Genomic DNA, 26,660 nt, shown 5'->3' with positions numbered 1-26,660 from the left:
GAGACAGATAATAATAATAATAATAATGAGAGCAGGAAAAAAGGAAAAAGAAAAGAAAGAAAAGAAAAAAGCTGTAATCAGATAATAATTGTATCTGTCCTTTCATCCTTTTCTTCATCAAAATCGGTTACAAGAGCTTCAGTCGTTAGCACCATACCTGCGATTGAGGCAGCGTTCTGAAGACCGCTTCTTACCACTTTCGTCGGGTCGATTACACCTGCTTCGAAGAGGTCTTCAAAGACATCTCTCTTTGCATTGTACCCGAAGAGTTCGCTGGATTCCGCCCTTATGGTTGCCACCACTTCAGCACCTTCTCTGCCTGCGTTTGTGGCGATCTGGCGAACAGGGTCTTCTATGGACCTCTGAACGATCTTCACGCCTACCTGCCTGTCGCCGTCAAGTTTCAGGGATTCAAGAATTGCAGCTGCACGGAAGAGACATACCCCTCCTCCTGTGACCACACCTTCCTCAACTGCGGCTTTTGTGGCGTTCAGGGCATCATCGATTCTCATCTTCTTTTCTTTGAGCTCGGTTTCGGTTGCAGCTCCCACTTTGATTACTGCAACGCCGCCTCCCAGCTTTGCCTGGCGCTTTTTAAGCTCAGTTTTTCTGTAGTCGGCTTCAGCAATATTGACCTGGGCTTCGATGATCCTGACCCTTTCATCAATCTTTGCTTTGTCGCCCCTGCCTTCTACAATTATGGTTTTATGGTTGTCAACCGTGACTTTTCTGGCACTTCCGAGCATGTAGTCGCTGAATTCCTCAAGTTTCATGCCCTTCTCTTCGCTGATAACCTGTCCGCCGGTCAGGACGGCAATATCTTCAAGCATCTCCTTTCTCTCGTTTCCGAATCCGGGAGCTTTTACAGCGCAGACCCTCAGGGCTCCGCGGATGATGTTCAGGATCAGGGCTGCCTGGGCATCCCCATCAACATCCTCAGCAATAATCAGGAGGGAACGGCCTTCGGAAGCGACCTTCTCAAGCACAGGCACGATCTGCTTCATGCTGTTGATCTTCTTGTCTGTAATCAGGATATAGGGATCTTCAAATTCGCAGATCATTTTTTCAGTATCAACTGCCATGTAGGGGGAAACAAACCCACGGTCAAATTGCATACCCTCAACAACATCAAGGCTGGTTTCCATTGTCTTTGAGTCTTCAACGGTGATTACCCCGTTGTAGCCGACTTTTTCCATAGCATCGGCAATCAGGTTGCCTATTTCTTCATCATTGTTTGCAGAAATAGTAGCTACCTGTATGATTTTTTCCTTGCCCTTTACTTCCACACTCTTGCTCTTGAGATACCCTACAACCTTTTCTGTGGCAAGCTCAATCCCTTTCTTGACCTCTATAGGGTTTGCCCCGGCACTGATGTTTTTCAGGCCTTCCCGGATCATGCTCTGGGCAAGGAGGGTGGCGGTAGTTGTCCCGTCTCCTGTGTTGTCCTGGGTTTTGGAAGCAACCTCCTTGACAAGCTTGGCTCCCATATTTTCGAACTTGTCATGGAGCTCTATTTCTTTTGCAATGGTGACACCGTCATTTGTGACCACGGGTTTTGTGCTTTTATCCAGCACGACATAACGGCCCCTCGGCCCCAGGGTGATCTTAACAGTATTTGCGACTTTATCTATACCGTTTAAGAGGGCTTTTCTTGCACTCTCATCAAACATTATCTGCTTTGAAGCCATCTGTATTCACCTGGATTAGGATTAAATATTCTTGCTTAATTAAGCTATAATTTATCGAAGTCGTGATTTACCTGACATTCAGGATATGCCTGATGCAATATATTCAGAAACGGCCTCATTTGACATTATTCTTCAACAACGGTTGCCAGGATATCCTTGAAGTCGACAAAAATATATTTTTCATCATCTATTTCAATCTCATCGACCTGGTATCCCCCGTAAATTACGTGGTCTCCCTTTTTCAGAGGGAGCTCCTTCCCGTCTTCAAAGGTCCCCACAGCCAGAACGATTCCTTCTTTTTTCTCCTGCCGTGCAGGCTCCGGGATATAGATCCCACCTTTAGTCACTTCTTCTTTCTTCTGGTGCTTGAGTAATACTCGTTCGCCAATAGGTCTGACAATCACTCTTTGTTCCTCCTTGATATGTAAGTGACCTAAAATTAGCTGAACATTCACTTGTTGCTATAAGTCAGCATGGAATTGATGAATGTATTGAGCTGTAAAACGCCCAACTATCTGCATATAATGCAAAACTTATATTTAAAAATTGCCCGCATTTTAGAGAAAATTTGTAAGTAAAATAAATATAATTGCAAAAAAATCGAAATGATGCCTACAAATTAAAATAAAATATATATACATGAATCTCTAAAATAATACACAGATGGTTCAGCAGATTCTCCTCAGAAATCTTGAAAAACCCCAGATAAAGAGCCTTGAAGAAGATCTTTTATGGTTCTGTGACAGCTTTGGCTTTTCTTCGGGCAGGGATACCGAAAACACAGCCAACAGGATAATCTTCAGCCTGCTTGAAAAACTTTCAAATGACGAGATAAGTTCATCGGAAATTCTGGCTGAAGACCTTGATATGAAAATCTCAAGAATCAACCATCACCTCCGGAACCTCAACGACTCCGGGCTCCTTTACAGGAAAAAACGCCTGATTTATTTGAGGGGAGGCAGCCTGAAAGCTGCAGTAAAGGAGATGAGGAAAGACTCGGAAAGGATACTTGATGAACTGGAAAACGTAGCTGAAGAAATAGATTCAATGATGGGCCTTAAAAACAGGTAAAAACCTGATATAAAAGGTACTTCAGAAGATAACAAACTGACTATAGACTGGAAGCTGAGAAACTAACAACAGCCTAAAACAACAGGCTGAAACCGGAAAAGAATTCAATAATCATTTCCATTTACTTTTTAGCAATGAACAGAGTCTCCATAGTTTCCTGCCCTGATTATTCTGATACAAAAGAAGCAATAGCCCGGGCTCTTGGCCTGCTGGGCGGCATTGAAAAAATAATTGATCCGGGAGATCGCGTACTTCTCAAGCCAAATCTCCTTTCAGCCAGCCCGCCGGAAGCTGCAACAACTACCCATCCTTCTGTGGTAGCAGCAATGTGTGAATTCGTGCTCAGTGCAGGAGGAAAGCCAGTAGTAGGAGATGGAGCCGGGATCTCAAGGCCTGGAGCTACAGCAAAAGCCCTGAAGGTTTCAGGCATAGAAGAGGCTGCCCGCAAAGCCGGAGCCGGGGTTGTGAACTTTGAAACTGCAGGTTTTACTCTGGTAGAAGTTCCAGAGCCGCTTCAGTTCCGGAAATTGTACATTGCAAACCCTGTCCTTGAAGCAGATGTTATAATATCTCTTCCGAAACTGAAAACCCATGAGCTTACATATTATACAGGCGCGGTCAAGAATTTCTTCGGAGTCCTCCCTCTGAAATGCCGAAAAGAAATTCACCTTCTTGGAAACCGGGACCTTTTTGGCGAAGCCGTCGCCGATGTGTACTCTATCGTCAGACCCGGTTTTGCAGTCATGGACGGAGTTGTAGGCATGGAAGGAAACGGGCCTTCCCACGGAAAACCTGTAAACTCAGGAGTAATTCTGGCAAGCCCGGACTGTGTTTCCCTGGATATTGTTGCAGCAGAACTGATCGGCTTTGATCCTCTCAAAATCCCCACTACGACAGGTGCCCTGAAGAAAGGTTTCGGAAACCAGTGTCCTGTAGTGGTCGGAAAGCCATTAAAAGAAGTCAAAAAGAAATTCAAGCCTTCGAGCGGGGGAATCAGTACATCCCCTGCGTTCCTTAAGCGCAGCCTTGGCAAATATTACACCATTAACCCCAGAATCAACCAGAGAAAATGTACTCAATGCGGAGCCTGCTATCTGAACTGTTCTCCCGGGGCGGTGGAACGGCTGGAAGACGGAACTTTCAAGATTAATCCGGAAAAATGCATCCTGTGCTACTGCTGCAGGGAACTCTGCCCTAACGATGCAGTCGAGATAAAAAAGTCCCTGCTGGCACAGTTTTTAACAGAAACCGAGGATTTAATACGTAGAGCATAAATGTAAAATGAAATCCGGCAATTACATTATAACACTTTCTTTTTCATCTTTTTGCAAGATCTTTTAATCCAGAACGCCTAAAAGACGTATTAAAAGAATCTTTTGCTTGGGAAAATATCCCTGTGCTCGTAAATGAAGAAGGTGATGGGATGCTTTATACCTATATCGATACAGAGTATGCTCCGGAAAAATGCTCTCTTTGCAGCGGAACCGGGAATGATGAAGGTGGAATCTGTGAAGCCTGCGGAGGACAGGGGAACGTGCTCGTTGCCCAGCCTGCAATAATATGTCCACTTTGCAGCGGGTCAGGTAACCTGGAAACGGGGACCTGCAGGGCATGTGGAGGAAGTGGCTGGGCTCTTTTATGAAAAAAACAGGAAAGGTTCCCGATTCATATCGCCATAGTCATAAAGTCAACTACCCGCTAAATCTAAAGATTTAACGGGTTTCCTGCTGAAGTTTTATGAAACTATGGCTTTTCAGGAACTATATTTATCAGAAAACTTCTCCGAATTCTCCGGGAAATCCTCTTTTTCCTTTTGCCTTACCATAACTTCTTTCTTTTTTTCATCAGGCAGACAATCAAAGCAGGTCTCATACCTTGAAGACTTATACTTTTTTCTGCATACCGGGCAGAGCTCCATGCCCCTCAGGCTTGCAAAATGACAGCGATTGCAGAGTACAGTTGCGTGTTTCAGAGACGCATATTCTTCTTCGGCTTTTCGAGTTTCTTCTTCAATTAGCTCTTCAATTCCGCTTTCGTCAAGCCATTCATGATAAAGATTTTTGAAGTTTCCTTCTCCCGTATCTTCAACAAGCACCTCGATACACTGCTCTTCAAGGTCAGTATGGTCAGGCTTGGCTTTATGTACAGTAGAGGCTTTGTGCCAGGCAGGGTGGCTTTTATGGCGGTGTTTACCGGTCAGGACGTGCTCGAATTTCTGGTACTTTTGTCTGTACACTTCCCTGAATCGGGTATAAGCAAGACTGTAAATCCCGGAACGGACCTCTGCCGGAGAAAAGGCTCCGGGAGTATGGACACACAGGCGCTCAGAAGAGCCGCACCGGGCACAGGCTTTGCCTTTAATGAATTCAGCCCTTTTTTCTTTCCATTCCTTAGAGGTTCGTTTCATTGGAATACCTGTAAGATCTTCGGGAATCAAAGATATTTAAAACTGGAGGTCTCATGTTCAGATTAAAGTATATATCTGATATAACAGGTCACAGGAAGCTCTCTGGCTATAAGTACTGCATTCAGGATAATTTATTGAACAAACTTTCGGACTCACTAAAAAGACATTTTCTGATCCCCTAAACAGATTTTATCTGACTTTTCCATATAGTATTCGAAGAGTTCTCTACCCCAGGTCAGGGCGCGGGATTCGAAATTGAGAAGGTACAGCCCTTCAAACCTTCCTTTCTTATTGAAAAACCCGAGCAATAACGCGTTTTCCGAAATAGCAATCAATGCAGGAATTTCAAGCGGAGCTCCTGCATACACAAAAACAGAGGCATTTTTCCTCGCCAGAATTTTCTCTCCCGTATCACGGAAATCCCCTGAAAACCTATCAAATGAATCTCTGCTAAGGATGAGCTGCACCTTAACATCTTTTTTTGCGAGCTCCAGAGAGAAAGAAGGGATCTGAGGGTGAAAATAAGAAAAAAGGAGCATAACCTTTGAAGACCCGGTAAAATGATTAATCAGCTCAGGGAACAGATCAAATCCGTGAGTGAGCCGGGGTTCTACAAGTTGGCTTCCTTTAAGCTCCCCTATCCGTTTTAACAGATGAAAAGGAATAGAATCCAGTTTCCTGTGGCTCCAGAAATAATCATTATCCTCAAATGTGCTGGCTGCATCCAGTAAAGGCCTGGCTTTTTTAACTAATATATCACCTATGATAGAAAGACGATATACATCTCCTTTCTGAACAATTAAACCTTCTTCTTTTAATTTTTTGATATGGGGAAGCAGGGAAATTCTGGGGACCTGAAGCAAATCAAGAATTTCATCACTATTTCGGGGCCCTTCTGCCAGCAGTAACAGTAAATTTTTCCTGTTGTCGGAAAATAAAAGAATATTAACAAGCTGTAGTTTCATCTGGTTTGCGCCTTCTAACATAAGTCAGCATCTTTTAGTAATACGATAGTGTGAAGATTTCAAATAAGTATAGTACTGATATAATCATTAGTGTACGAATATAAAGGTTATCTTGAGTCTGAAAAACCAGAAAAGTAGAGAATATGGAATAAAAAATGGAAAAAAATATCAGAGAAGAGAGTTCAAGGAAAGAGATAAGAAAAAGCACCTTTCATTTTTCCTTCCAGGTGCTTCCCAGATTCAGACAAATGGAACGATCCCGATGCCGGAAAGAAAATCAGTCATCGCTACTGCTGCCACTGCTTCTTGAAGCATTAGGAACAGAAGGATAATAGCACCGCGAAAGAGCTCCATATACGAATTGAGTGGGAGCCATCCAGACAGTTCCGGTACCATCGAAGGTCTGAAGGGCTCCATCGCCGCTTGTCAGATTTCCGACCAGATTCTTTGCAGACCTCTCAACTGTAAAGTTGATAGAAGCCGACCTCAGGAATACAAAATTCCCATCAACCTGTAATCTCTCGTTTTTAAGCTCATATTTTAGAACCTCAGCCGGAGGCACGGGAATTGCAAGTACACACAGACCTGTTCCGCTGATTTTGGTCTGGAACCAGCCTTCCCCTCCAAAAAAGCCGGATGATAGGTTTTTCTGGGATGAGACTTCTACGTTGACCCCGTTTTCACAGCAGTAGAACATTCCCTTATCTACAATAATCGCATCATTGTTCAGTTCCAGCAGTATGTAATGGCTGAAGCTTGGTTCAAGGAAAATCTCTCCTGTACCTGAGTACGTTGGAGTAAAGGCAGACTCGTTGGTCAATTTATTTTTAAGCAGTTTTTTTGCAAGACCTCCAACTCCTCCGGTCTCGCACTCAGCACAGATATTCCCCTTGTGGAAATGCAGGGCTCCCCTTTCAGTGGTTACTGCACTATTCATGAGGGTGATTTTTACCTGCTTGAGGCTCATGCCAGCTTTCTCAAGGTAATACAGGTTTTCTGCAAGGCAGACATCCCTGAGCCCCCGCAGGGTCTTATACTCAAGAATCTCGATCTTTATTCCATCTTTTTCAATGCATTCCAGAACATTGATGTTATCATAGAATTTTTTCTCGATAATAGGCTCACCACTTATCAATTTATTGAAGATAACCTTATAGATTCGTGCCGAACGTCAGATATAATATTAGATATTCAGCCGTCTACTTAAATAAATATATTAGTAATTGTATTATAATATTTTGATACAGTGGCGGTTTATAGAAAGTTGTCCAGAATCCCGATAAAAAAGTAAGCAGCTCCTGAAAAATAAGCAGTTCCTATAAACATAAGGGATTGGTTTTCCAGATGAGGTCTTGAGGTTCACACTAGAAGAAATATCACATATGCAACATACACACTTAAGAATTCTACCAGAGCCAGCAAATATTTGAGAATTGAATGGATATTTTTGAAAGCTTTATTCATTTGACTTTTCTGTTTTGGCTTTTCCACACGGGCTCATTTGCCATCACTTATATTAGTTTTATATAAACTGTGTAATCTCTGAGTAGAAGCATATGAGAGTTTAAATTTAAATTTAGAATAATCTATACATTTAAGAGTTTAAACATATGATAATATAAATAAACAGAACTTATGAATTAATCCGATAAATATGGAATTGAGGGGAACAATGGCAATCTTTAAAGATAGGGCAGATGCAGGAAAACGACTGGCAAAAGAACTTTCAAAATACTCAAACCGTCAGGATGTACTGATACTGGCGCTTCCGCGGGGTGGGGTTCCGGTAGCTTTTGAAGTTGCAAAAGAACTGAATGTAAAAATGGACGTTTTCGTAGTTAGGAAGCTAGGAGTTCCTGGCAATGAAGAGTTGGCAATGGGAGCAATAGCATCTGAAGACGTCCGTGTATTGAACGAAGATATTGTAAGGTCTTTCAAGATACCTGATAGAGTAATTGCTACGATAGCTATAAACGAACTCAGAGAACTGGAACGCAAGGAGCGTATTTACCGCAGGAACCATCCCAAACTGAATATAAGTGGCATGACTGTAATCCTGATAGACGACGGGATTGCAACCGGAGCATCAATGCATGCAGTAGTTGAAGCCCTTAAAACAAAAAACCCGGTTAAACTGGTCGTTGCAGTCCCCACGGCTTCCCCGGACACGCGCAGTTTCTTTGAGGACAAAGTAGATGAAATAATCTGTATTACTACGCCGGAGCCCTTTTATTCAGTAGGCACATGGTATGGAGACTTCAGCCAGACTACGGACGAAGAAGTCTGTGAACTGCTGGATAAAGCAAGGAATTTTTCAACGAAGTAAGCTCGCAGGTAAATCTGCTACTAACTCGCGGCCAAATCCCAGGTAAATCTGTTATTCATAAAAGAGATGATGAAGTCCGTATCCCGATTGCAATCCATCTTGAGGGAACTCTATCTACCCCGGAAGGAGCCGGGGGAATTGTTGTTTTTGTGCATGGAAGCGGGAACATACGCCATAGCCCACAACAAGTACGTTGCAAAGGAACTTCAGAGAAGCGGCTCTGGAACCCTTTTATTTGATCTTCTTCGTCCGGGAAAGTATAACGAATATAACCTATGGTTATACAAATGAGATTTAATTGAAAAACAGTATCTTGTGACACTAATAGATTCGGAACTGGCGAAAGAGAATATTTATATCTGTTGATCGCTTACCTATATGTTCTGGTTTAAGGTATATAATACAGGTATAAATTTAAAATTTATTCAAAGAAATCACGGCTTTTCTGAGAAATTATGAAAGGAACTGATAGTACAGATAATGAAGCCTTCTCTAACTCCGAGGAGACGGAAAACACCCGGTATTCCCAGGCAATTTACGTAACAAAGGTTGCGATGGCTTCAAACGTTTTGCTGACGGGTTTTAAGTTTTTTGCAGGGATAATGGGTAACAGTTCGGCAATGGTTGCTGATGCCGCCCATTCCATGTCAGACTTCATGACCGACATCGCAGTAATAGCAGGTTTAAAAGTTGCCAAAAAGCCCAGAGACAGCACGCATAATTACGGTCACGGGAAAATCGAGACCCTGTCTGCTGCATTTATAGGACTGGTACTCGTTGTGGTGGCTTTCGGGATTTTCTGGGGCGGTCTCCAAAAGGTTATTGCTTTTTATCATGGAGAAGTGCTACCAGCTCCAAGTGGGATTGCTCTTGCTGCAGCAATCCTCTCAATAGTGATAAAAGAGTGGCTATACCGCTACACCATAATATATGCCCGGAAACTTAAGAGTGATGCACTGATAGCAAACGCCTGGCATCATCGTTCAGACGCCTTCTCTTCAGTAGGGACAATGGTTGGAATCGGAGGTGCAATCCTCCTTGGAGGCAAGTGGGTGGTGCTCGACCCGATAGCCGCCGTAATATTGAGTTTCTTTATCTTCAAAGTGGCATTCGATATATCTTACAAAAACCTGAACGAACTGCTGGAAGCTTCACTGGACTCAGGGACCTATAGAAGTATTGAAGAAATCCTGATAACCACGGAAGGCGTGCTGGGCTTCCATGAATTAAAAACCCGGAAGATAGGGAATGCAATGGCTGCAGATGTCCATATTGAAGTAGACAGAAGCCTGAACATTGTAGATGCACACGAAATCTCAACAAAGGTAGAAGACAGGTTAAAGGAAGTCTGCGGCAAAAATGGCCAATTCTCAATTCATGTGGAACCCTGTTCGGACTTGAATTCGGATTCAGGATACGAAGGAAAAAAATGAAAAGAAGAGACTCTCCTGAAATAGAAGGTTCCTTTTTAAACATAAGCTCCTTTAACTTTTTTTCACCATTTTTAAAAGAGAGTTTACACATTGAACAGCAGTTTCAGCTTGACCCGAAAATCCATCAGACATCAGCACTTTCTGCTACATTTATCCCCACTACAAACTTCGTTCCCTGATCCCTTTTAAGTTCGATACAGCCATCTATCTGTTCAACGAGAATATTTACAAGCTGGAGCCCGAGAGAATCGACAGTTTTAAAATCAACGGTTTCCGGAATACCCCTGCCGTTATCTGCTACCATTAATGTGTAATCAAAACCCCTTTCACAGCCCATACCCTCGACTGAATGTCCTGTTTTTGAAGCAGGTTTTGCTGCCCTGCTGAGACTTATCCGAATTTCTCCTCCCTCCCCTTCAGGGAAAGCATGCTTCAGGGAATTCGAGACCAGTTCGTTGACAATAATTCCAAGAGGAATTGCAGTGTCCATGCCAAAATTAACCTGTTCAAGGTCAAGTTTGAGGCTTATATTATCGTTGCCCACAAGATATGAGTTTAACAGGTCTGCAGTCAGTTTCCGGAGGTAGGCTGCAAAATCCAGAGTATCTATGTCATCACCTTTGTATAACTCTTCATGAATGAGAGCCATAGAAGCTACACGGTTCTGGCTTTCCCGGAAGGCTTCAAACATTTTTCTGTCGCTGAACCTTTCTGCTTCGAGACTGAGCAGGGAAGAGATTACCTGCAAATTATTCTTTATCCTGTGATGGATTTCTTTTATGCGGGCTTCCTCAATTTTTCGTAGAGTATCTTCTGCCTTTTTACGTTCGGTAATATCGTGAACAAATCCCTGGAACTGCCCGGAAGTTCCGGAATCTTTCGGAAGCTTCTGGAAAACCTCCCTGACCCATCTAACCTCTCCATTTTTTCTCTGTACCCTGTACTCGATTTCGGTAGATAGATCCGGATTAGATACTGATTTTTTAATGTTCTCAAGAAGCATGGGACAGTCTTCAGGCACAACTACTTCTGCCCATTTAACCCTGTGAGAAAGAAAGTCTTCCTTACTGTAACCTGTAATCTCTTCAACCGCCCCGTCCATGAAGGTTGTTTCTGCATTTTCATCAAACCGGAAACCTATAAGACCTTCGATATTTTGCACCAGTGAAGAGTAGGCCCCATCATTTGTTTGAGGAAACACAATTGAAGGTTCACTTTCAGGTTCTTCTATTTGCACACCGAGCATCCTGTAAATACGCCCCTGATCATCCTGAAGAAAAAATGTTTTCTGCCTCAAAGCTTCTTCACTCTGTTAAAGCTCCCTGAAAAGAATGCTGTAAGGCTCACTGAACCCGGTAGACACAATTGCCGTGTAGATCAGGTAGAAAGACAGTAGTTTAAAATAGTGCCCAATAGCAAACGAAAAGTCATCTACCTGTGTAAACGTGGTGGCAGTCAGTTCTGAGAGAACTGTCAGGATTATGGAGGCTGCGAGCAGCCTGAAAACATGGTTTTCAAACCTATCTCTCTTTAGATAAAGAAGGATCAATGAACAGACAAGCGTTAAAGAGATTACATACTCGCTTATGACTTTAAAAGCAGTTAACCCTACACCTTCAATATAAGCAACCGGAAAATTCCTGAAAACAAAAATTGAAAGCAACAAAACAAGAGTAACTCCGGTATATGCGAGAAATATCTCCCGGGCAAATCGGACTTTTTCTGCAGGGCTGGTATCTTTTTTTATGCTCAATGCCCTGGAACTCATTAATAACAGAGAAGCTATCAGGAACGATCCCCCCTCCAGGTACCTTGAGGCAATCCATAACTGGGTAGAAAGATTCATGCCACCCGGAAAGATCCCCATCCTCTCATATGACAAAGTATGTAAAAGGTCCAGAGTGCCAAAAAAGAAACAAGAAATTCCTATCAGCAGGAGATACCTGTTTTCCAAAAATGTCTTGGATTCCCATGCAACCAGAAATATTACATACGCAATTATGACACTGAATAACTCTACAAGAGTGTGGAAAAAAAGGTTGTTACTAAGGTTAATCAGATGGAGCAAACTTATTACGACTGCCCAGAATATTATTTTGTAGATTACGATCCGAGAATTTTTACCCACTTTGCTAAATACATTTACCCCATTTGAATATTATTTAGGTATGCAGAGGAACTACTGAGTTTATATTATTTATAATATATCGCCATAAAAAATCACACTATAAATTAATATAGTTACTAAAAAAAGTTTGACTTAGAAATTTACATATAACAATATTTTTGGAATTATTTTTAGATTTCTGCCCAAAATCTTTTTTCTGCTTGCTAATATCCATCCAAAAAAAATAAATGGGAAGATAATCTTCCCAAGCTGGCAATATTCTATTTGATAGTTAAGTTACATTTTTCTGTAGAAGTAGAGACAACAAAGGCCAACTGCACCAACTATCAATATTACAGCTACGGGACCGAATCCAGGATCCCTGGAATTTTCAGAATTATTTTCGGACATGTTCAGATCTGTTGATTTATTGATTTCAGATTTTACAGCTGGTTCTGTGGATTCAACACCGATCTTTTCTCCTGTAATTACAAAGGAAGAAAAACCCGGAGTTTCAGCTGTGAAATGCAGGACCTGTTCATCTTCATCTACAAGCTTTACTGGAAGCTTAACCCATTCTTTGTTTTCGTCATCGTATCTGAAAAGAGCAACAGAAGACTTGTTTATATGGTCATCCAGAATCCAGACATTATTCACCTTGAAGCCTATTGATTTATTTTCAATATCCTTTGAATTTCCATAGCCAGCATTACCGACCCATACGTTGAATGATTTGTAAACAATACCTTCCGGAAGGTCAGAAACAAGAGTAGACTTATTCTTCAGGTCCTCAACAATGGTGGTAGTCTTGCCTGCAGTTTTCTTTGCTTCAAACTTTATGAATTCAATACAGGTTGCATTCTGCGGGAAATTGAACACTACAGGCTTTCCTTTCGTGATGAAGGTCTGTGAGATCTCTTTAGATGCGACATTCTTTGCAGGTTCAGGAGAGCCACCAGCTCCACCAGAAGAACCACCGGAGCTTGAGCTGTGATGACTGCCGCCTGAACTACTTCCAGTGTCTTCGACAGGGGTTTCTACTGGAGTTTCAGTTGGAGTCGTGACAGGTACAGTGGGTTCAGCAGGCTTCTCTACCGGAGTAGTTGTATTATTGGTTGTGTTATTGGAGGGTACTTTGGGTTCTACAGGTTTCTCAGGAGTTGTAGTATTGGTGGTTGTATTGTTTGCAGGAGGTTTTACAGGCTGATCTGGTGTTGTGGTGTTAGTTGTAATGCTAGTTCCTTCAGTGATATCATTTATAGGCACTATAACCTGTTTACCAGATGCATCCGTATGGATTTCTACGTTATTTATAGACGTAACTGTGCCTTCCGGGACACCAACAAAAATTGATTCACCGCAATCTATGAACCGATTGTTTTCTGCCTGAATATGTGTAAATGGTAGTGATGATATTCCTGTTCTACATTCTATGAACTGATTATTTAATGAAGTAATTCCGGTATCTTGACCTACTGTTAAACCTACCCAATGATGGATTATTTTGCTATTCTGAACTGTACAACCTACAAACTCAGTAGTGCCAACAGCACTTGAAGTATCATCTCCCTGAAATGTAAATCCATCAAAGACCGTGCCTACATTGTTATTAATTTCACCAATCTTGAAACTACCTGTGAGTATTGTGTCATCTGGGTTTCCGGATTTAGATTTTATAATCAAATCTTGCGTGTCTATAGTGGCACTATCACTATAAGTCCCAGGCTCAACAATAATTGTATCTCCTGCAGTTGCATTATTAACTGCTGCCTGTATAGACTCACCATTGTGAACTATTATGTTCGCTGCAGCACCTATTCCAGAACCTGCCATTAAGATTAAGAAGGCAGATAAAATTGCAAAGAAACGGTTTTTCAATTTCCACACAATGAACACCCAAAGAAAGTATTTTTTTAATGACTTCGTCTCAAACAATAATATAAGGAAGTAGACTTTAGACTCACGTAGGAGTTATTTATCTGACTTTGGCATTGATGAAGAAGTCAATGACTAATTTTAAAAGATTTATTAATAATAAAGAATTATATTAATAGAATAGACCGTAGTATATAATATTGTCGAACAGTTATTATTATTGTTATTATAACAATAGACTTATATATTTAAGCAAAGGCTTGAAAATACACATTAGGGCTTAAAATGTGCAATCTGCAATGTTCAACCAATTGTAAAAGCAAAAAATGTTAACGTTTCGTCAACGACAAGCTGATATTTCCAGAGATTTTCATTCTTGCAGTTTCTTTCTAATTGTCAGGATAACTAAAACAGGTATTGAAATCGCAGACAACTTATAAAGCCACTCCACAAAAAGAGGACACAAAACAAAAAAAACAAGAGCCGTCGGGGGGACTTGAACCCCCGGCCTGCTGATTACGAATCAGCCGCTATACCGCTAAGCCACGACGGCACATGGATTGAAGAATAAGCAGACTTAGAATAGCGATCAAGAATTTAACTATTTCGCTCGTGAGAGTTGTTTCCTTCCCGCAAAGAGAAGAATTAAAGAGAAGGAAAGCAAAAACCGTCAGTTACTTTCTTGCTCTTTAATAATTATTATAACTTATTATTTTTCTCTTTTCTGAAAGTACTTGAGGTAGAACCATATAAAAATAAGAGCAACCAAAACTGAGAAACCTATCATGAAATAGGCAAATGTGGACATCAGAAATCAGCTCCCTGTAGAATTCTAAGTATAATCTGTAATTGAGCAGTTTTAAGAAACGTTATTGAAATTGTACCTGCAAATGTTTAAACATTTCTTTTACACAGGCCTCAGAATATTAGATCATACGGTTCCTTTTCTTCCTGCAAAGAATATTTTATATTTTATATTTTAATTGGCACACCCTGGCTACCAGTTACGTCCTGGCTACCAGTTACACCCTGGTTGCCAGTATAAGTCGCCCGGCAGAGAGATTTTCATGCTCCGAACTTTGCGAGAGGTCGAGAAGCGAAAAATGGCAGAAATCTCAAATTACCCTTGCTTCGATGCATATATTATACTGGTGGGGGGCATAGGAACGGACTACTTTTTCCTCCAGAATTTCAATCTTCCGCCCTGCTTTTTCCGCAGCTTTTCTGATAAGTTCGACGGAGCTTTCGAAGAGATCGTCTTCATGAGTCATTCCGTAATAGTGGATTATGCCACCTGGTTTTGTAAGGAGGACAGCAGAGTCAAGGAACTCATGGGCACTGTGAGGAAGGTTCATGATTACATGATCGGCAGTGCCTGCAAACCTTTTTGCTTCTTCCCGGGCATCGCCTTCGATTGCTTCAATGTTTTTTGCGGAGTTAAGGGTTATATTTTCCCTGAGATAGCGGACAGCATCCGGGTTTTTGTCGATTGCCACAACTTTTGAAGGCTTTTTGCTTTTTGCAAACAGGATGCTGTAAGGACCGACCCCTGCAAACATATCGACAACGGTATCGCCTTCCTTAACCCAGGAGAGGATTCTTGAACGTTCAGTAGAAAGACGGGGAGTAAAATAAGCTTTTGAAAGGTCGACTTTGTAGCGGCAACCATACTCCCTATGGATGGTTTCGGTTCTGGGCTCGCCTGCAATTACCTCAAATTCCCTGATCCTGAACTCTCCGATAACAGGAGTAAGAGGCTTGACAACGGTTTTTATGTTTGGCTGGGCAAGAAGGAGGACATCGGCGATTTTGAAGGCTGTTTGTGAGTCCAGACTCTCGTCTTCCAGAAGCGCAATATCTCCGATGAGCTCATAAGCCGGATTGAAACCAAGAAGATCTCCAGGTGTGGGTTTTTTCTCCTGAGGCTCAAAATCAAACTCAGCAAGTTCAGCTTCCGCAGGAAGATCTGCCAGCTCATGCGAAAGAAGCTCTCTGGAAAGGGGAAGATAAAGAAAAGTTTCATCCGAACCTATTTTCAGAGAATTATCAAGGAGTTCAAAATCAAGGAGTACTCTCCTTGCAGATTCTCCTTTCTTTTTGGGAATTTGTATGCATTGTCGCTTCATAGGGCTCCTACCTTCTGAAACTCTAAAGCTATCCTTTTGTTATTAAGTTTTCTCAATATCGAAATTGAATTTGGGACTTATTTTAATAAGGGACTTATTTCAGGAACTTTGTTTCCAAAGGCATCTTTAGACTTGAAATTATATTAAAATAGGAATTATCAAAAAGCGTTCAAACAGATGGAGGGGAGTTAATCTGGCACCTGGACTGACCATATCGGAACTCAGAACTATATCACTTAGTCTACAGATAGCAACTCTATTACTTTACATAATAAGCGTTGGGGCTTTAAAGAAAAATAAATCGAAAAAAGAAGGAATAACAAAACATGGAAAAATAGTAACTGGGGGATATGCTCTTGCGATATTATCCGGCCTTTACATGTTATATTCCGCTTACAATTTAATCATTGCCGGGAAAGCCCCTTCAGTTATATATATTCATGGTTTTTTTGGAACCCTAGCCCTGGCTTTTGGTTTTATCTTTGTAATTAACAGATGGAGCTGGAAAACTCTTCAAAATATGAGAATACAGCTGGCTTTATGGATACTGACCTTTAGTGGTGGGATATTGATCTATCTCACTCTTACCGGAAAATTATGAGGAAAAAAGAAAGATAAATGTATAATTATAAAAGTTAAACGCGATATGAAAACAGGATATATGCACAGCTAAAAGGCTCAATCTGAAGAAGACTGAACACAGAAAAATAGGGCACTTATACCCTGCACATACCGGAAAAACCTTTAATTAGGCTGGAAAATAAAAAAAGAAGAAGAATTTAAAGGATAATCTCAATATCCAGTTCTTCTGCTAGTTCCTTATACCTGTTTCTGATGGTAACTTCCGTAACCCCGGCAACATCTGCGACTTCCCGCTGAGTCCTCCGCTCACCGCAGAGAATGGATGCAATGTAAATTGCAGCTGCTGCAACTCCTGTTGGTCCTCTTCCGCTTGTAAGTTCTTTTTCTGATGCCTGCCTGAGGATCTCAACACTCTTTGACTGGACTTCTCCTTTCAGGTTAAGCCCGGAGCAGAACCTCGGGACATAGTCGATTGGGGAAGTTGGCATGAGTTTCAAGGCAAGTTCTCTGGAAATGAAACGGTAAGTCCTTCCGATTTCCTTCCTGCTGACCCTCGAAACCTCTTCGATCTCATCAAGAGTCCTCGGGACACTGCACTGGCGGCAGGCAGCATAAAGAGCTGCTGCGGCTACACCTTCAATACTGCGGCCGCGGATAAGGTTCTTGTCCACAGCTTTTCTGTAAACGACTGCCGCTGTTTCCCTGACAGTTCTCGGCAGACCCAGAGCAGAAGCCATTCTGTCCAGTTCGGAAAGGGCAAAAGCCAGGTTTCTTTCAGTTGCGTTACTTACACGAATTCTACGCTGCCATTTTCTTAAACGATAGAGCTGCGCACGGTTTTTGGAGGAGATGGACTTTCCGTAGGAATCACGATTCCTCCAGTCAATCATTGTGGAAAGCCCTTTGTCGTGGATTGTGTATGTCATGGGCGCACCCACACGGGAACGCTTCATACGTTGATCGTGATCGAAAGCTCGCCATTCGGGCCCTTCATCCACAAAATCGGCATCTACGACAAGTCCGCAGTCACCGCAAACGAGCTCTGCCCGCTCGTAGTCGTGAACAAGGTTCCTACTGCCGCATTCCGGACACACGGCCTTTTCGTTCTCAAAACTTTGCTCCTTTTGCTTCTCTTTGCGAGCTTTGATCATGGCACGTATTTTTTCTCTTTCAAGAGTGTCCGAATAGCGAACCCTTTCGACTTCTACCATATTATATCACCTTACAAATTAACATGACTATGTTTATGATTCCCTGCAATCTCAAGCCTGCACAACATAAATTACAGTATATATATAAAAGAAGGGATACGAAAACTTGCGGCTATAACTAGCAAAAAACATATAAACCAGTTAAAGTTAACCATAACAAAGGATTTAAATCTTCATCGACAATCAGAGATCTCACCGAATATAGACTCTTTCATTGACGAGAGCCCGAATTTCTGAATCAGGAATTTGCCTAAAGCCCCTCACTAAAAAATATGGATGGTTCACAGGTCCAAAGACACTGGCAATTGTACCAATCCGACTCAGGGCTTTGTCAACAACAACCGAATTCAACTTTGGAGGACTACCTGAGACATTATCGGGTTTTACCTCATCCCCTCTAATTATCAGGTTTTTAGGACCTGACCTGTGCAACACGGTACCGAGTCGTTTCATATCAGCCACGAATAGTTATGCCTCTCTGCGCAGGGTAGAATACCCCGGCTTCGAGTGGATTAAACTGTCAGTCCCGAATAAGAATATATATTATAGACTGAGAAGCATATGTAGTCTACGCTTATAACATATAAAGATATCGCAAGACCTATATTATACATTGATTGGAACTAAATTGAGAGAGTAAATTATAAGATACAGTTAAGGAGAACCACAAGCTTATATATTAAATGGACATTGTTGGCAACAACCAGGCCTTAGGTCTGGGGAATTATCAGACTCTAACTCCGATTAATGATCTCGTTTCAGGGAGGAGAATCATTGTCTAAGTTCGTATATTTTTTTGGAAAGGATGTAACTGACGGCAAAAGTAGTATGAAAGACCTGCTTGGAGGTAAGGGTGCAAACCTTGCCGAGATGGCAAATCTCGGAATTCCCGTACCACCTGGCTTTACAATAACAACCGAAGTCTGTGTACTCTATCTAAAGGAAAAGAAATATTCCGCAGAACTGCTCAGACAGGTCGAAGAAGCAATCGATCGATTAGAAAAACTAAATAATAAAAAACTGGGAGACCCTGAAGATCCGCTACTTGTTTCTGTAAGGTCCGGAGCCAAAGTATCTATGCCAGGGATGATGGACACCGTCCTGAATCTGGGGCTTACGGACAAATCCGTGATAGGACTCGCAAAAAAAGTTAATGATGAAAGATTCGCTTACGACTGCTATAGAAGATTTATCGCCATGTTTGGGGACGTGGTGCTTGGAGTTGAATTCAGAAAATTCGATTCCTTAATCGAGGACACGAAAAAGGAAATGGGGATTAAGTCCGACACTGAACTCGATGCAAAAGCATTAAAAGAATTGGCAGATAGGTTTAAGGAAGTAATCAAACTCGAAAAAGGATTTGAGTTCCCGCAGGACCCAAAGGTTCAGCTTCAGATGGCAATTAATGCTGTTTTTGACTCATGGAATAACCAGAGAGCCATCACCTACAGGAAACTCAATGACATTGATGACAGCTGGGGCACAGCTGTTACTGTACAGACCATGGTTTATGGGAACAGAGGAAACACCTCAGGTACAGGCGTTGCTTTTACAAGAAACCCATCTACAGGCGAAAAGAAGTTCTTCGGAGAATACCTCATCAATGCACAGGGCGAAGATGTAGTTGCCGGGATAAGGACCCCAGAATATATTAATACTCTAGGAGACAAAATCCCGGCAGCATATGCCCAGCTTGTGGATATTTGCCAGAGACTTGAAGCCCACTTCAAGGACATGCAGGACATAGAGTTTACCATTCAGGAAGGAAAACTCTACATGCTGCAGACCAGAACCGGAAAGCGCACAGCTGCTGCAGCCGTAAAGATTGCAACGGACATGGTGGCAGAAGGGCTCATAGACAGGGAAACTGCAGTAAACAGAGTAAAAGCAGAACACATTGACCTGCTCCTGCACCCGAGGATTGACCCGGAAGCAAAACTGGAAATAATTGCAAAGGGGCTTCCCGCATCTCCCGGAGCAGCTGTAGGAAAGGTAGTATTTACTGCCGAGGCTGCTGAAGAGATGGCAGAGTTAGGCGAAAAGACAATTCTTGTCCGCACCGAGACATCTCCGGAAGACATCGGCGGCATGGCAGCTGCGCAGGGAGTCCTTACCGTGCGCGGAGGGATGACTTCTCACGCCGCAGTCGTTGGAAGAGGCATGGGCAAACCCTGTGTCGTTGGTTGCGGAGAGATCTCGATCGATATGAAGGGTGCTCTCTTCATGGTAAACGGTTTCACCATCAAAGAGCACGAATATATTACGATCGATGGAAGTATCGGAAGCGTCATAATCGGGAAAGTAGACCTGATTGATGCCGAGATAAATTACGATCTGAGAAAACTCCTCACATGGGCTGACGAGATAAGAACTCTCGGAGTAAGGACAAACGCCGACAACCCGGCTGATGCAGCCCTTGCCCGCGAACTCGGTGCAGAAGGTATCGGGCTTTGCAGGACAGAGCACATGTTCTTCGGAGAAGACAGGATCCCTGCAGTCAGGGAAATGATTATGTCCGAAGACGAAAAGGCCAGGAAGAAAGCCCTCAAGAAACTACTCCCCATGCAAAAAGCAGATTTCCTCGGAATCTTCCGCAGCATGGAAGGCCTGCCTGTGACCATTCGGCTCCTTGACCCACCTCTGCACGAGTTCCTTCCTGATAAAGAAGAGCTCGATGAAAAGCTCAGGGAACTTGAAGCCTCTGGGGATTGCGGGAAAATCGATGAGATAAAAAAAGTTATCAAGCGTGTAATTTCCCTTAAGGAACTCAACCCCATGCTCGGGCACAGGGGCTGCAGGCTCGGGATCACCTATCCTGAGATCTACAACATGCAGGTACGTGCAATAATGGAGGCCGCCTGTGAAATTGCATCTGAGGGAATGGAAATTGTTCCTGAAATCATGATCCCACTCGTTGGCCTTGTAAAGGAACTCACCCTTTCCAGAGAGGAAGTCTGCAAGATGGCAGAAACTGTCATGGCTGAAAAAGGCATAAAGATCGACTACAAGGTAGGAACCATGATCGAACTGCCCAGAGCCGCAATCATTGCAGACCAGATCGCAAAGGAAGCCGACTTCTTCTCCTTCGGGACAAATGACCTGACCCAGACAACCTTCGGGTTCAGCAGGGACGACGTATCCAAGTTCGTGCCTATCTACCAGAAGGCAGGAATCCTTGAACACGACCCCTTCGCAGTCCTGGACCAGGAAGGCGTAGGCGAGATCATGAAGATCGGCATACAGAAAGGCCGCTCCGTCAAACCCAACCTCAAGATGGGAATCTGCGGAGAACACGGCGGAGAGCCGAGATCCATTGCATTCGCTCACGAAATTGGCATTGATTATGTGAGCTGCTCCCCCTACAGAGTCCCAATTGCAAGGCTTGTAGCTGCGCAGAGCACAATGGAAATGAGAAACGCAAAAGGAAAAATCTAAAATTTAAAACTCTGGCGGGATCATATCCTGCCATTTTCTTCTTTTTTTGAAAAACAACTCTCAGGAGCGTAGCGGCTAACCAGCATTTAGCCTGATTCAGGACTTAAATAAATCCTACTATGCTGCACTAATCCTCAAAAACCAGAAATCGAAAATTCAAAAAAAGGTTATCGAATTGCAGCAGGATCTGCCGCAATCCTTCAAGAAAGATAAATGTTCAGAAACTTCAGTATTCCCTTGCAATCATATAGTCGGCAATCTGGAGGAGAAGATCCTTTTCGGGACAGTCTTTCAGAACATCCAGTTTTGCCTTGCCTTCATTGATATATGAGATTGCAAGATTTTTCACGTAATCAAGGGACCCGCATTCTGTAAGAGTCCGGACGGCTCCTTCGGTTTCTTCGAGAGTGGCTTCCCCTTTCCCGAAGATGTCCAGGTTTACGCCTTTCCTGAAAGCGTCAATGACAATCAGGGTATGCTTCCCTTCCATAAGGTCACTGCCTCTTACCTTTCCGAGTACTTCTTCAGGAGAGATCATGTCCAGGACATCATCGTACATCTGGAAGCCAATTCCTATAAGGCGGCCATATTCGGATAAGGCCTCAGCAACCTCGTCAGAGGCCCCACCGAGGAGAGCACCGATCTTGGCTGCGGCTGCATAGAGGACAGAGGTCTTCTTTTCCACCATTTCGATGTACTCAAGTTCCGTTACCCTGTCCCTTGTTTCGAAGTCCATGTCAAGCCACTGCCCTTCACAAATTTCGGTACAGGTCTTTGAGAGGACATCCATGCACTTTAAAATCCTTACAGGTTCGTTATCGACCTTTGACAGGATCTCGAAAGCTTTGGAGTAGAGGGTGTCTCCGGCAAGGATAGCACCGGCTTCACCCCATTTAACATGGACTGCAGGCATTCCCCTGCGGACGTCGTCCTTATCCATAATATCATCATGGATCAGGGTGAAATTGTGTACAAGTTCCACAGCCACTGCTGCAGGCAAAACGGACCTGAGATCGGAACCTACAGCTTCTGCTGCCAGGATAAGAACTGCCGGACGAAGGCGCTTTCCGCCGGCGTCCACGAGATAACGAGAAGCTTTGTAAAGCTCCTCGGGACGGGTTATTGGAAGCAGTTCGTCAATTGCAGCATCAACATGAATACTTCTTTTTTGAATTTCATCAATAAGCGTCATAAGCATCACGAGAATACAGAGGGGTTTTCATTATAGAGTTACTCTTCTATATATAACACTTCGCCGTTTCTGAGAAGGTGTACGGTATCTCCGAGTACATACCCCGCATCCTCTGCCATTTCGATGTAATGCCCGTGCATTTCCATGTCTCCGTGGGCAGGAATTACATGCTCAGGATTTACCATGCGCAAAAGCTCCCAGTGGTCTTCCCTGTAAGCGTGCCCTGATACGTGAACATTGTCATAGATCCTGCCGCCCCTCATTCTGAGTTTGGTCTCAAGAGCATAGCGGTTTGCCTGAGTCATTGGGCTCGGGATCACATTTGCTGAGAAAATAATCCTGTCTCCAGGGTCGATTGTGTAAGGCGTTTCCCCGTTTGCAACCCGAACGAGAATGGAGCCTGGCTCTCCCTGGTGTCCTGTAACAATAGGAAGATACTTGTTCTTGCCTTCCTGCATGATGCGCTTGAATGCCCTGTCGACATCTTTTCTCATGCCGTAAATCTCCACATTGGAGGGCAGTTCAAGGTAGCCGACATCTCTGGCTGCACTCACATAACGTTCCATGGAACGCCCCATAAGCACCGGAATTCTCCCCATTTCCTCGGCAGCCTCGATAATTGCTTTTAGCCTGGCAATGTGAGAGGCAAAAGTTGTAACGATCATGCCCACATCGGACTCTTCTGTCCCGAGCAGTACATCCCTGACCATGTCCTTTGCAATCTGTTCCGAGGGGGTCTTTCCTGAGCGTCCTGCATTCGTGCTTTCGGTAATCATTGCAATGACCCCTTCCCTTCCGAGGGATTTGAAGCGCTCGAAGTCAGGAGCATCACCCATGGTAGGAGTCCTGTCCAGCTTGAAGTCGCAGGCATAAAGGACAGCTCCTGCCGGAGTGTGCACAGCTGCAAGTACACAATCGATAATACTGTGCTGGACCCTGATGAATTCTATGGAAATATCTTCCGTAACCTGATAGGTCCCGCCTGCCTGTAAAGGAATAACCCTGTTGCAGACCTCGAACTTGCGCTCAGACTCAATCTGCTGTTTGATGATAGCTGCAGTATAGGGGGTAGCAAGTATAGGAGCATTGTACCTGTGGGCAAGCTTCGGAATTGCGCCTACGTGGTCAAGGTGCCCGTGAGTACAGACGATTGCCCTGACAGTCCCATTGATTTCTTTCATGATAGTATCATCAGGGATTGCACCCATCTCGATAAGTTCAAGAGAATGCATCTTGTCAATTTCAACATCTTCATGGATTTGAACCCGGTCAAGCCTGAGCCCCATATCCAGAATGACAATATCTTCACCTATAATGATAGCAGTCATATTGCGGCCCATTTCATTATAGCCGCCGACTGCAACAATTCCTATTTCAGTCATATTTTTTAACCTCTTATTTAATTTTTTTAATTTTTCATCCTTGTGAAACCGAAACCTCAAAACGAATCAGGTAACGGTCTTAAATCAATGACCATGAATGTAAACGGTATAGTAGAGAAGTATAGAATCATCTTTAGAAAAGTCACTTCTAAAAGCTACCTCTTATACCCTTGAAGAAATCCTCTCCTGGATGAAATGCACCAGGCTGCAGTCCCTAGCAGGATAATGCCACTTTAAATATATATTTGTTTCATTATACAAATATTTTGATCTGCCAGAACTTCCGGAAACTACCTCTGATCCTGTTCTCATGTAATACAGATTTTCAAAAGGCTTTCCGACCCATTGAGAGATTTCCAGAGCCGAACTTGATCCACAGGCACTTTCAGTATCCTTCCTTAGTCACAACTATTTCTCAAAAGGCCTGATTCCAAACATACTCCGAATTAAGGGTAAGCTTTTACCTTTAAATGACTTTACTAACCTATTTCCTATATTTCAATAATCTAGATTATATATTCCAATAATCTGGTTTATATATTCCAATGATTTGTCTTCATACTCCAATGACTTATTTCCTGAATTCCAGTATTTTCCAGATCCCAGTTGATCAGGTATGGAACTCACTTCAATACTTGCCTAAATGATTTGTTTATAATTGATCCCTTATTCCAGTTGATCTTATGAACAATTCCTGATTTAATGAATCTGATAAGTGACCTTTAATTTAACAATTCCATAAATGACTCTAATGAACAATTTAAAGAAATTGACTATTAAATCAAGATTTTAAAGAACCAATTCTTTGAGTTGGTCCTGAATTGATGATTTTAAGGAGTGTATTTCAAGGAAAAATTAACCCCGATTAATGTTTCGAAGGTCTTTACCCCGGGAAATTGATCTTCAACCTAAGAATTTCATGAGGTAGTTCTAAGAGTTAATTTCTAAATTAAGGATCTTAAGGAGCTATCCCTGCTTTGCTTAATGAAGGTAATTTGACATTGAGTCCTATTCAGCTAAGTCCTATTCTGGTAATTATACTTATCTGAATTACCAGAAAAATTAGCTCTTTATTTCACGATGTTATAGTATTTCACGATGTTACAGTAAACTGACAGCTGCTCTGCCAATTTGTGATGTATGATCTTTGCTTTGTAAAGGATCTTACCGCAGTACTGACCTGCAAATCCCAGTAAAACTGCTTCCATTGTTCCAGATGGAATCATGATAACTCTGGTATTCTCATGCAGTCTTAATAAACGGCGTTCTTTTACTCTTCCGGTATACCTAAAGGGAAACAAAGCTAATTACTTTTTCCCTGATTTAAGAGTTCAGAGAGATAAATAAGTTCTCAGGTTAATATTGACTAATATTAACTATTTTCTTTTGAGACATTACTTCCGTTTTACGTATAAACATTGTCATGGAATAAATCTGTAATCGAATAAATCTGTAATCGAATAAATCTGTAATCGAATAAATCTGTAATCGAATAAATCAGTGCTCCCTGATTAATTGGCTGGTATTATTCCAAAATGACCGTAAATGATGTCCTAAGCCTTCTTTTCACGCGCCGCGCAAGGCTTGATCCCGCCTGCTTACTGTAAATACAAACGAAATCAATAGCCGTGCGGGGGGTTCTAATACCAAAATATCAACCATGTAGCAGAGGACAACCAATAAATTTGTAATGGGCTGTGCAGGCAGATGAAGGATAGAAGGAAGGGATGATGAAATGATTACAGTCCCCCTTCTCCTGTGATTAAAGTGCATTTTTGCGTAAAGAATAGTCTTTTACATTAAAACCGCGCTGCCCAAGGTATTCGAGTGTCCATCCGGTGACAACAACCGGTGCATTATGCAGGTCCTGGATGTTTGCACAGCCGCAAAGAAACATTGCAGCCCTGAACTCATCCAGCATGTGGGAGAGGACACTGACAACCGAGTCTTTTCCTTCAAGAGAAGGTCCCACAAAGGGCAGGGCTGCACTTGCCGCACTGGCTCCCAGAGCGAGGGATTTTGCAATATCAAGCCCGGTTCGGACTCCACCTGTTGAGATAATCGGGAGGGAGACCCTGGATTCTATTAAGCTGGCAACAGTAGGAATTCCAAAGTCCCAGAAAAGTTCCCCGAGACGTTCGGAAACCGAATCCCTGCTTTCTTTTGCCCTGTAGACCTCGACTCCTGCCCAGCTGGTGCCCCCAACTCCTCCGACATCAATTGCAGAGACTCCGGCTTTCTGAAGGAGAAGGGCATCTTCCCTGGAAATGCCTGCTCCGGTCTCTTTCACAATCACGGGAGTTTTGAGCATAGAACATAGTTCAGTAATCATATCCAGGCAACCGGTAGCATCCCTGTCCCCTTCGGGCTGGATGGCTTCCTGTAAGAAATTCAGGTGAATGGCAAGGGCATCGGCATCAATCATTTCGATGAGTTTTTCTACCCCTTCAACCCCGTACTGGCGAATCTGGGCAGCCCCAACATTTCCGTAGACAAAGGCTTTCGGAGCTTCATCCCTTACAATCCTGAAAGAGTCCTCCTGAGCAGGGTCGTCAATTGCAGCTCTCTGGCTGCCAACCCCTATCCCGACTCCCAGCTCTTCGGCTGCACCCGCAAGTGCAGCATTGATAGGGATGGTATCAGGGTGCCCTCCTGTAATAGATGCAATCAAAAATGGAGCTTGCATGCGTTTACCAAGGAAGTCCACAGAAAGGTCGAGCTCATCCATGTTTAATTCAGGAAGCGCCCTGTGGATTAGAGTCACATCTTCAAAACCCGAACTAGCCCCCCGGGCTTCAACCGGGCTTTCAGCACAGAGCTTCAGGTGTTCTATCTTTCGCCTTGAGGTAGTATTGATCAT

Annotated in this window: 22 protein-coding genes and 1 tRNA gene; 8 read left to right on the top strand and 15 right to left on the bottom strand. The window is 43.0% G+C overall.

The window, feature by feature from the left end; translation table 11 throughout:
• Window positions 1–77: 77 nt before the first annotated feature.
• Together groL and groES are read right to left on the bottom strand one after the other, a co-directional pair.
• On the bottom strand, window positions 78–1,688 hold the full coding sequence (groL, locus tag EO95_RS10310) for a chaperonin GroEL (protein ID WP_048134489.1): 1,611 nt from the start codon (window positions 1,686–1,688) through the stop codon (window positions 78–80).
• Window positions 1,689–1,813: 125 nt separating this feature from the next.
• Window positions 1,814–2,092, bottom strand: coding sequence for a co-chaperone GroES (gene groES / locus EO95_RS10305; RefSeq protein ID WP_048134487.1), 279 nt, complete (start codon window positions 2,090–2,092; stop codon window positions 1,814–1,816).
• Between the two features lie 259 nt (window positions 2,093–2,351).
• On the opposite strand from groES, the gene EO95_RS10300 reads away from it, so the two are divergent.
• The 3 genes from EO95_RS10300 (at window position 2,352) to EO95_RS10290 (ending at window position 4,401) form a co-directional block, all read left to right on the top strand.
• On the top strand, window positions 2,352–2,759 hold the full coding sequence (locus tag EO95_RS10300; RefSeq protein WP_048134485.1) for an ArsR family transcriptional regulator: 408 nt from the start codon (window positions 2,352–2,354) through the stop codon (window positions 2,757–2,759).
• Between the two features lie 134 nt (window positions 2,760–2,893).
• A complete protein-coding gene (locus tag EO95_RS10295; protein ID WP_048134483.1) occupies window positions 2,894–4,033 on the top strand; it encodes a DUF362 domain-containing protein in 1,140 nt (379 codons plus the stop codon).
• 122 nt (window positions 4,034–4,155) lie between these two features.
• A complete protein-coding gene (locus tag EO95_RS10290) occupies window positions 4,156–4,401 on the top strand; it encodes a transcriptional regulator (RefSeq protein WP_235282964.1) in 246 nt (81 codons plus the stop codon).
• Between the two features lie 111 nt (window positions 4,402–4,512).
• Here EO95_RS10290 and EO95_RS10285 read toward each other — a convergent pair whose 3' ends face one another.
• Complete coding sequence (locus tag EO95_RS10285) at window positions 4,513–5,166, bottom strand: hypothetical protein (RefSeq protein ID WP_048134481.1); 654 nt, start codon at window positions 5,164–5,166, stop codon at window positions 4,513–4,515.
• 155 nt (window positions 5,167–5,321) lie between these two features.
• A complete protein-coding gene (locus tag EO95_RS10280; protein WP_235282963.1) occupies window positions 5,322–6,152 on the bottom strand; it encodes a winged helix-turn-helix domain-containing protein in 831 nt (276 codons plus the stop codon).
• Between the two features lie 91 nt (window positions 6,153–6,243).
• Here EO95_RS10280 and EO95_RS10275 point away from each other — a divergent pair, with 91 nt between their 5' ends.
• Window positions 6,244–6,441, top strand: a complete 198-nt coding sequence (locus EO95_RS10275) for a hypothetical protein (protein ID WP_048134479.1) — start codon at window positions 6,244–6,246, stop codon at window positions 6,439–6,441.
• Here EO95_RS10275 and EO95_RS10270 read toward each other — a convergent pair.
• A complete protein-coding gene (locus EO95_RS10270) occupies window positions 6,409–7,266 on the bottom strand; it encodes an AIM24 family protein (protein ID WP_048134477.1) in 858 nt (285 codons plus the stop codon). The two genes, EO95_RS10275 and EO95_RS10270, sit on opposite strands and share 33 nt — an antisense overlap.
• Before the next feature lie 537 nt (window positions 7,267–7,803).
• Here EO95_RS10270 and EO95_RS10265 point away from each other — a divergent pair.
• The 3 genes from EO95_RS10265 (at window position 7,804) to EO95_RS10255 (ending at window position 9,890) form a co-directional block, all read left to right on the top strand.
• Window positions 7,804–8,457, top strand: coding sequence for a phosphoribosyltransferase (locus tag EO95_RS10265; protein WP_048134474.1), 654 nt, complete (start codon window positions 7,804–7,806; stop codon window positions 8,455–8,457).
• Between the two features lie 147 nt (window positions 8,458–8,604).
• Entirely contained in the window at window positions 8,605–8,748 is a 144-nt protein-coding gene (locus EO95_RS18040) for a hypothetical protein (protein WP_200895033.1), read from the top strand.
• A gap of 164 nt (window positions 8,749–8,912) precedes the next feature.
• Window positions 8,913–9,890, top strand: coding sequence for a cation diffusion facilitator family transporter (locus EO95_RS10255; RefSeq protein WP_048134470.1), 978 nt, complete (start codon window positions 8,913–8,915; stop codon window positions 9,888–9,890).
• 124 nt (window positions 9,891–10,014) lie between these two features.
• On the opposite strand, the gene EO95_RS18590 is transcribed toward EO95_RS10255, so the two are convergent.
• The 7 genes from EO95_RS18590 to EO95_RS10220 all read right to left on the bottom strand — a co-directional run bounded on the left by EO95_RS18590 (window position 10,015) and on the right by EO95_RS10220 (window position 18,244).
• Window positions 10,015–11,187 carry a histidine kinase dimerization/phosphoacceptor domain -containing protein gene (locus EO95_RS18590; protein WP_327037157.1) on the bottom strand — a complete coding sequence of 391 codons (1,173 nt, stop codon included), beginning with the start codon at window positions 11,185–11,187 and terminating at the stop codon, window positions 10,015–10,017.
• A 15-nt stretch (window positions 11,188–11,202) separates the two neighbouring features.
• Complete coding sequence (locus tag EO95_RS18585; protein WP_327037156.1) at window positions 11,203–12,018, bottom strand: MASE3 domain-containing protein; 816 nt, start codon at window positions 12,016–12,018, stop codon at window positions 11,203–11,205.
• A 276-nt stretch (window positions 12,019–12,294) separates the two neighbouring features.
• Complete coding sequence (locus EO95_RS17130) at window positions 12,295–13,875, bottom strand: PGF-pre-PGF domain-containing protein (RefSeq protein ID WP_235282962.1); 1,581 nt, start codon at window positions 13,873–13,875, stop codon at window positions 12,295–12,297.
• A 478-nt stretch (window positions 13,876–14,353) separates the two neighbouring features.
• Window positions 14,354–14,425, bottom strand: a tRNA-Thr gene (locus tag EO95_RS10240).
• Between the two features lie 562 nt (window positions 14,426–14,987).
• Window positions 14,988–15,998: a class I SAM-dependent methyltransferase family protein gene (locus tag EO95_RS10235; protein WP_048134468.1), complete on the bottom strand. Its 1,011-nt coding sequence runs from the start codon at window positions 15,996–15,998 to the stop codon at window positions 14,988–14,990.
• Window positions 15,999–16,777: 779 nt separating this feature from the next.
• Window positions 16,778–17,791 carry a transcription initiation factor IIB gene (locus EO95_RS10225; RefSeq protein WP_048134465.1) on the bottom strand — a complete coding sequence of 338 codons (1,014 nt, stop codon included), beginning with the start codon at window positions 17,789–17,791 and terminating at the stop codon, window positions 16,778–16,780.
• A gap of 192 nt (window positions 17,792–17,983) precedes the next feature.
• Entirely contained in the window at window positions 17,984–18,244 is a 261-nt protein-coding gene (locus EO95_RS10220) for a Gar1/Naf1 family protein (protein WP_048134510.1), read from the bottom strand.
• A 321-nt stretch (window positions 18,245–18,565) separates the two neighbouring features.
• Between EO95_RS10220 and ppdK the strand changes: the two genes are divergently transcribed.
• Complete coding sequence (gene ppdK, locus EO95_RS10215; protein WP_048134463.1) at window positions 18,566–21,226, top strand: pyruvate, phosphate dikinase; 2,661 nt, start codon at window positions 18,566–18,568, stop codon at window positions 21,224–21,226.
• Window positions 21,227–21,452: 226 nt separating this feature from the next.
• On the opposite strand, the gene EO95_RS10210 is transcribed toward ppdK, so the two are convergent.
• The 3 genes from EO95_RS10210 to fni all read right to left on the bottom strand — a co-directional run bounded on the left by EO95_RS10210 (window position 21,453) and on the right by fni (window position 26,660).
• Window positions 21,453–22,418, bottom strand: a complete 966-nt coding sequence (locus EO95_RS10210) for a polyprenyl synthetase family protein (protein ID WP_048134508.1) — start codon at window positions 22,416–22,418, stop codon at window positions 21,453–21,455.
• A gap of 38 nt (window positions 22,419–22,456) precedes the next feature.
• Window positions 22,457–23,800 (bottom strand): RNase J family beta-CASP ribonuclease, encoded by a 1,344-nt coding sequence (locus EO95_RS10205; protein ID WP_048134462.1) that lies wholly within the window; start codon window positions 23,798–23,800, stop codon window positions 22,457–22,459.
• Between the two features lie 1,762 nt (window positions 23,801–25,562).
• On the bottom strand, window positions 25,563–26,660 hold the full coding sequence (gene fni, locus EO95_RS10200; RefSeq protein WP_048134460.1) for a type 2 isopentenyl-diphosphate Delta-isomerase: 1,098 nt from the start codon (window positions 26,658–26,660) through the stop codon (window positions 25,563–25,565).

Source organism: Methanosarcina sp. 1.H.T.1A.1 (genome assembly GCF_000979295.1).
In the GTDB taxonomy this organism is placed as follows: Archaea; Halobacteriota; Methanosarcinia; order Methanosarcinales; family Methanosarcinaceae; genus Methanosarcina.
Note: the sequence above shows the minus strand (reverse complement) of the source record. Positions and strands in the feature narration are given on the sequence as shown.

Excerpts from the sequence above, each read along its gene's own strand:
- groL (WP_048134489.1), bottom strand. The coding sequence starts at position 1,688 with ATGGCTTCAAAGCAGATAATGTTTGATGAGAGTGCAAGAAAAGCCCTC.
- EO95_RS10300 (WP_048134485.1), top strand. The coding sequence starts at position 2,352 with ATGGTTCAGCAGATTCTCCTCAGAAATCTTGAAAAACCCCAGATAAAG.
- EO95_RS10295 (WP_048134483.1), top strand. The coding sequence starts at position 2,894 with ATGAACAGAGTCTCCATAGTTTCCTGCCCTGATTATTCTGATACAAAA.
- EO95_RS10285 (WP_048134481.1), bottom strand. The coding sequence starts at position 5,166 with ATGAAACGAACCTCTAAGGAATGGAAAGAAAAAAGGGCTGAATTCATT.
- EO95_RS10280 (WP_235282963.1), bottom strand. The coding sequence starts at position 6,152 with ATGTTAGAAGGCGCAAACCAGATGAAACTACAGCTTGTTAATATTCTT.
- EO95_RS10265 (WP_048134474.1), top strand. The coding sequence starts at position 7,804 with ATGGCAATCTTTAAAGATAGGGCAGATGCAGGAAAACGACTGGCAAAA.
- EO95_RS10255 (WP_048134470.1), top strand. The coding sequence starts at position 8,913 with ATGAAAGGAACTGATAGTACAGATAATGAAGCCTTCTCTAACTCCGAG.
- EO95_RS10235 (WP_048134468.1), bottom strand. The coding sequence starts at position 15,998 with ATGAAGCGACAATGCATACAAATTCCCAAAAAGAAAGGAGAATCTGCA.
- EO95_RS10225 (WP_048134465.1), bottom strand. The coding sequence starts at position 17,791 with ATGGTAGAAGTCGAAAGGGTTCGCTATTCGGACACTCTTGAAAGAGAA.
- EO95_RS10220 (WP_048134510.1), bottom strand. The coding sequence starts at position 18,244 with ATGAAACGACTCGGTACCGTGTTGCACAGGTCAGGTCCTAAAAACCTG.
- EO95_RS10210 (WP_048134508.1), bottom strand. The coding sequence starts at position 22,418 with ATGACGCTTATTGATGAAATTCAAAAAAGAAGTATTCATGTTGATGCT.
- EO95_RS10205 (WP_048134462.1), bottom strand. The coding sequence starts at position 23,800 with ATGACTGAAATAGGAATTGTTGCAGTCGGCGGCTATAATGAAATGGGC.
- fni (WP_048134460.1), bottom strand. The coding sequence starts at position 26,660 with ATGATCAATACTACCTCAAGGCGAAAGATAGAACACCTGAAGCTCTGT.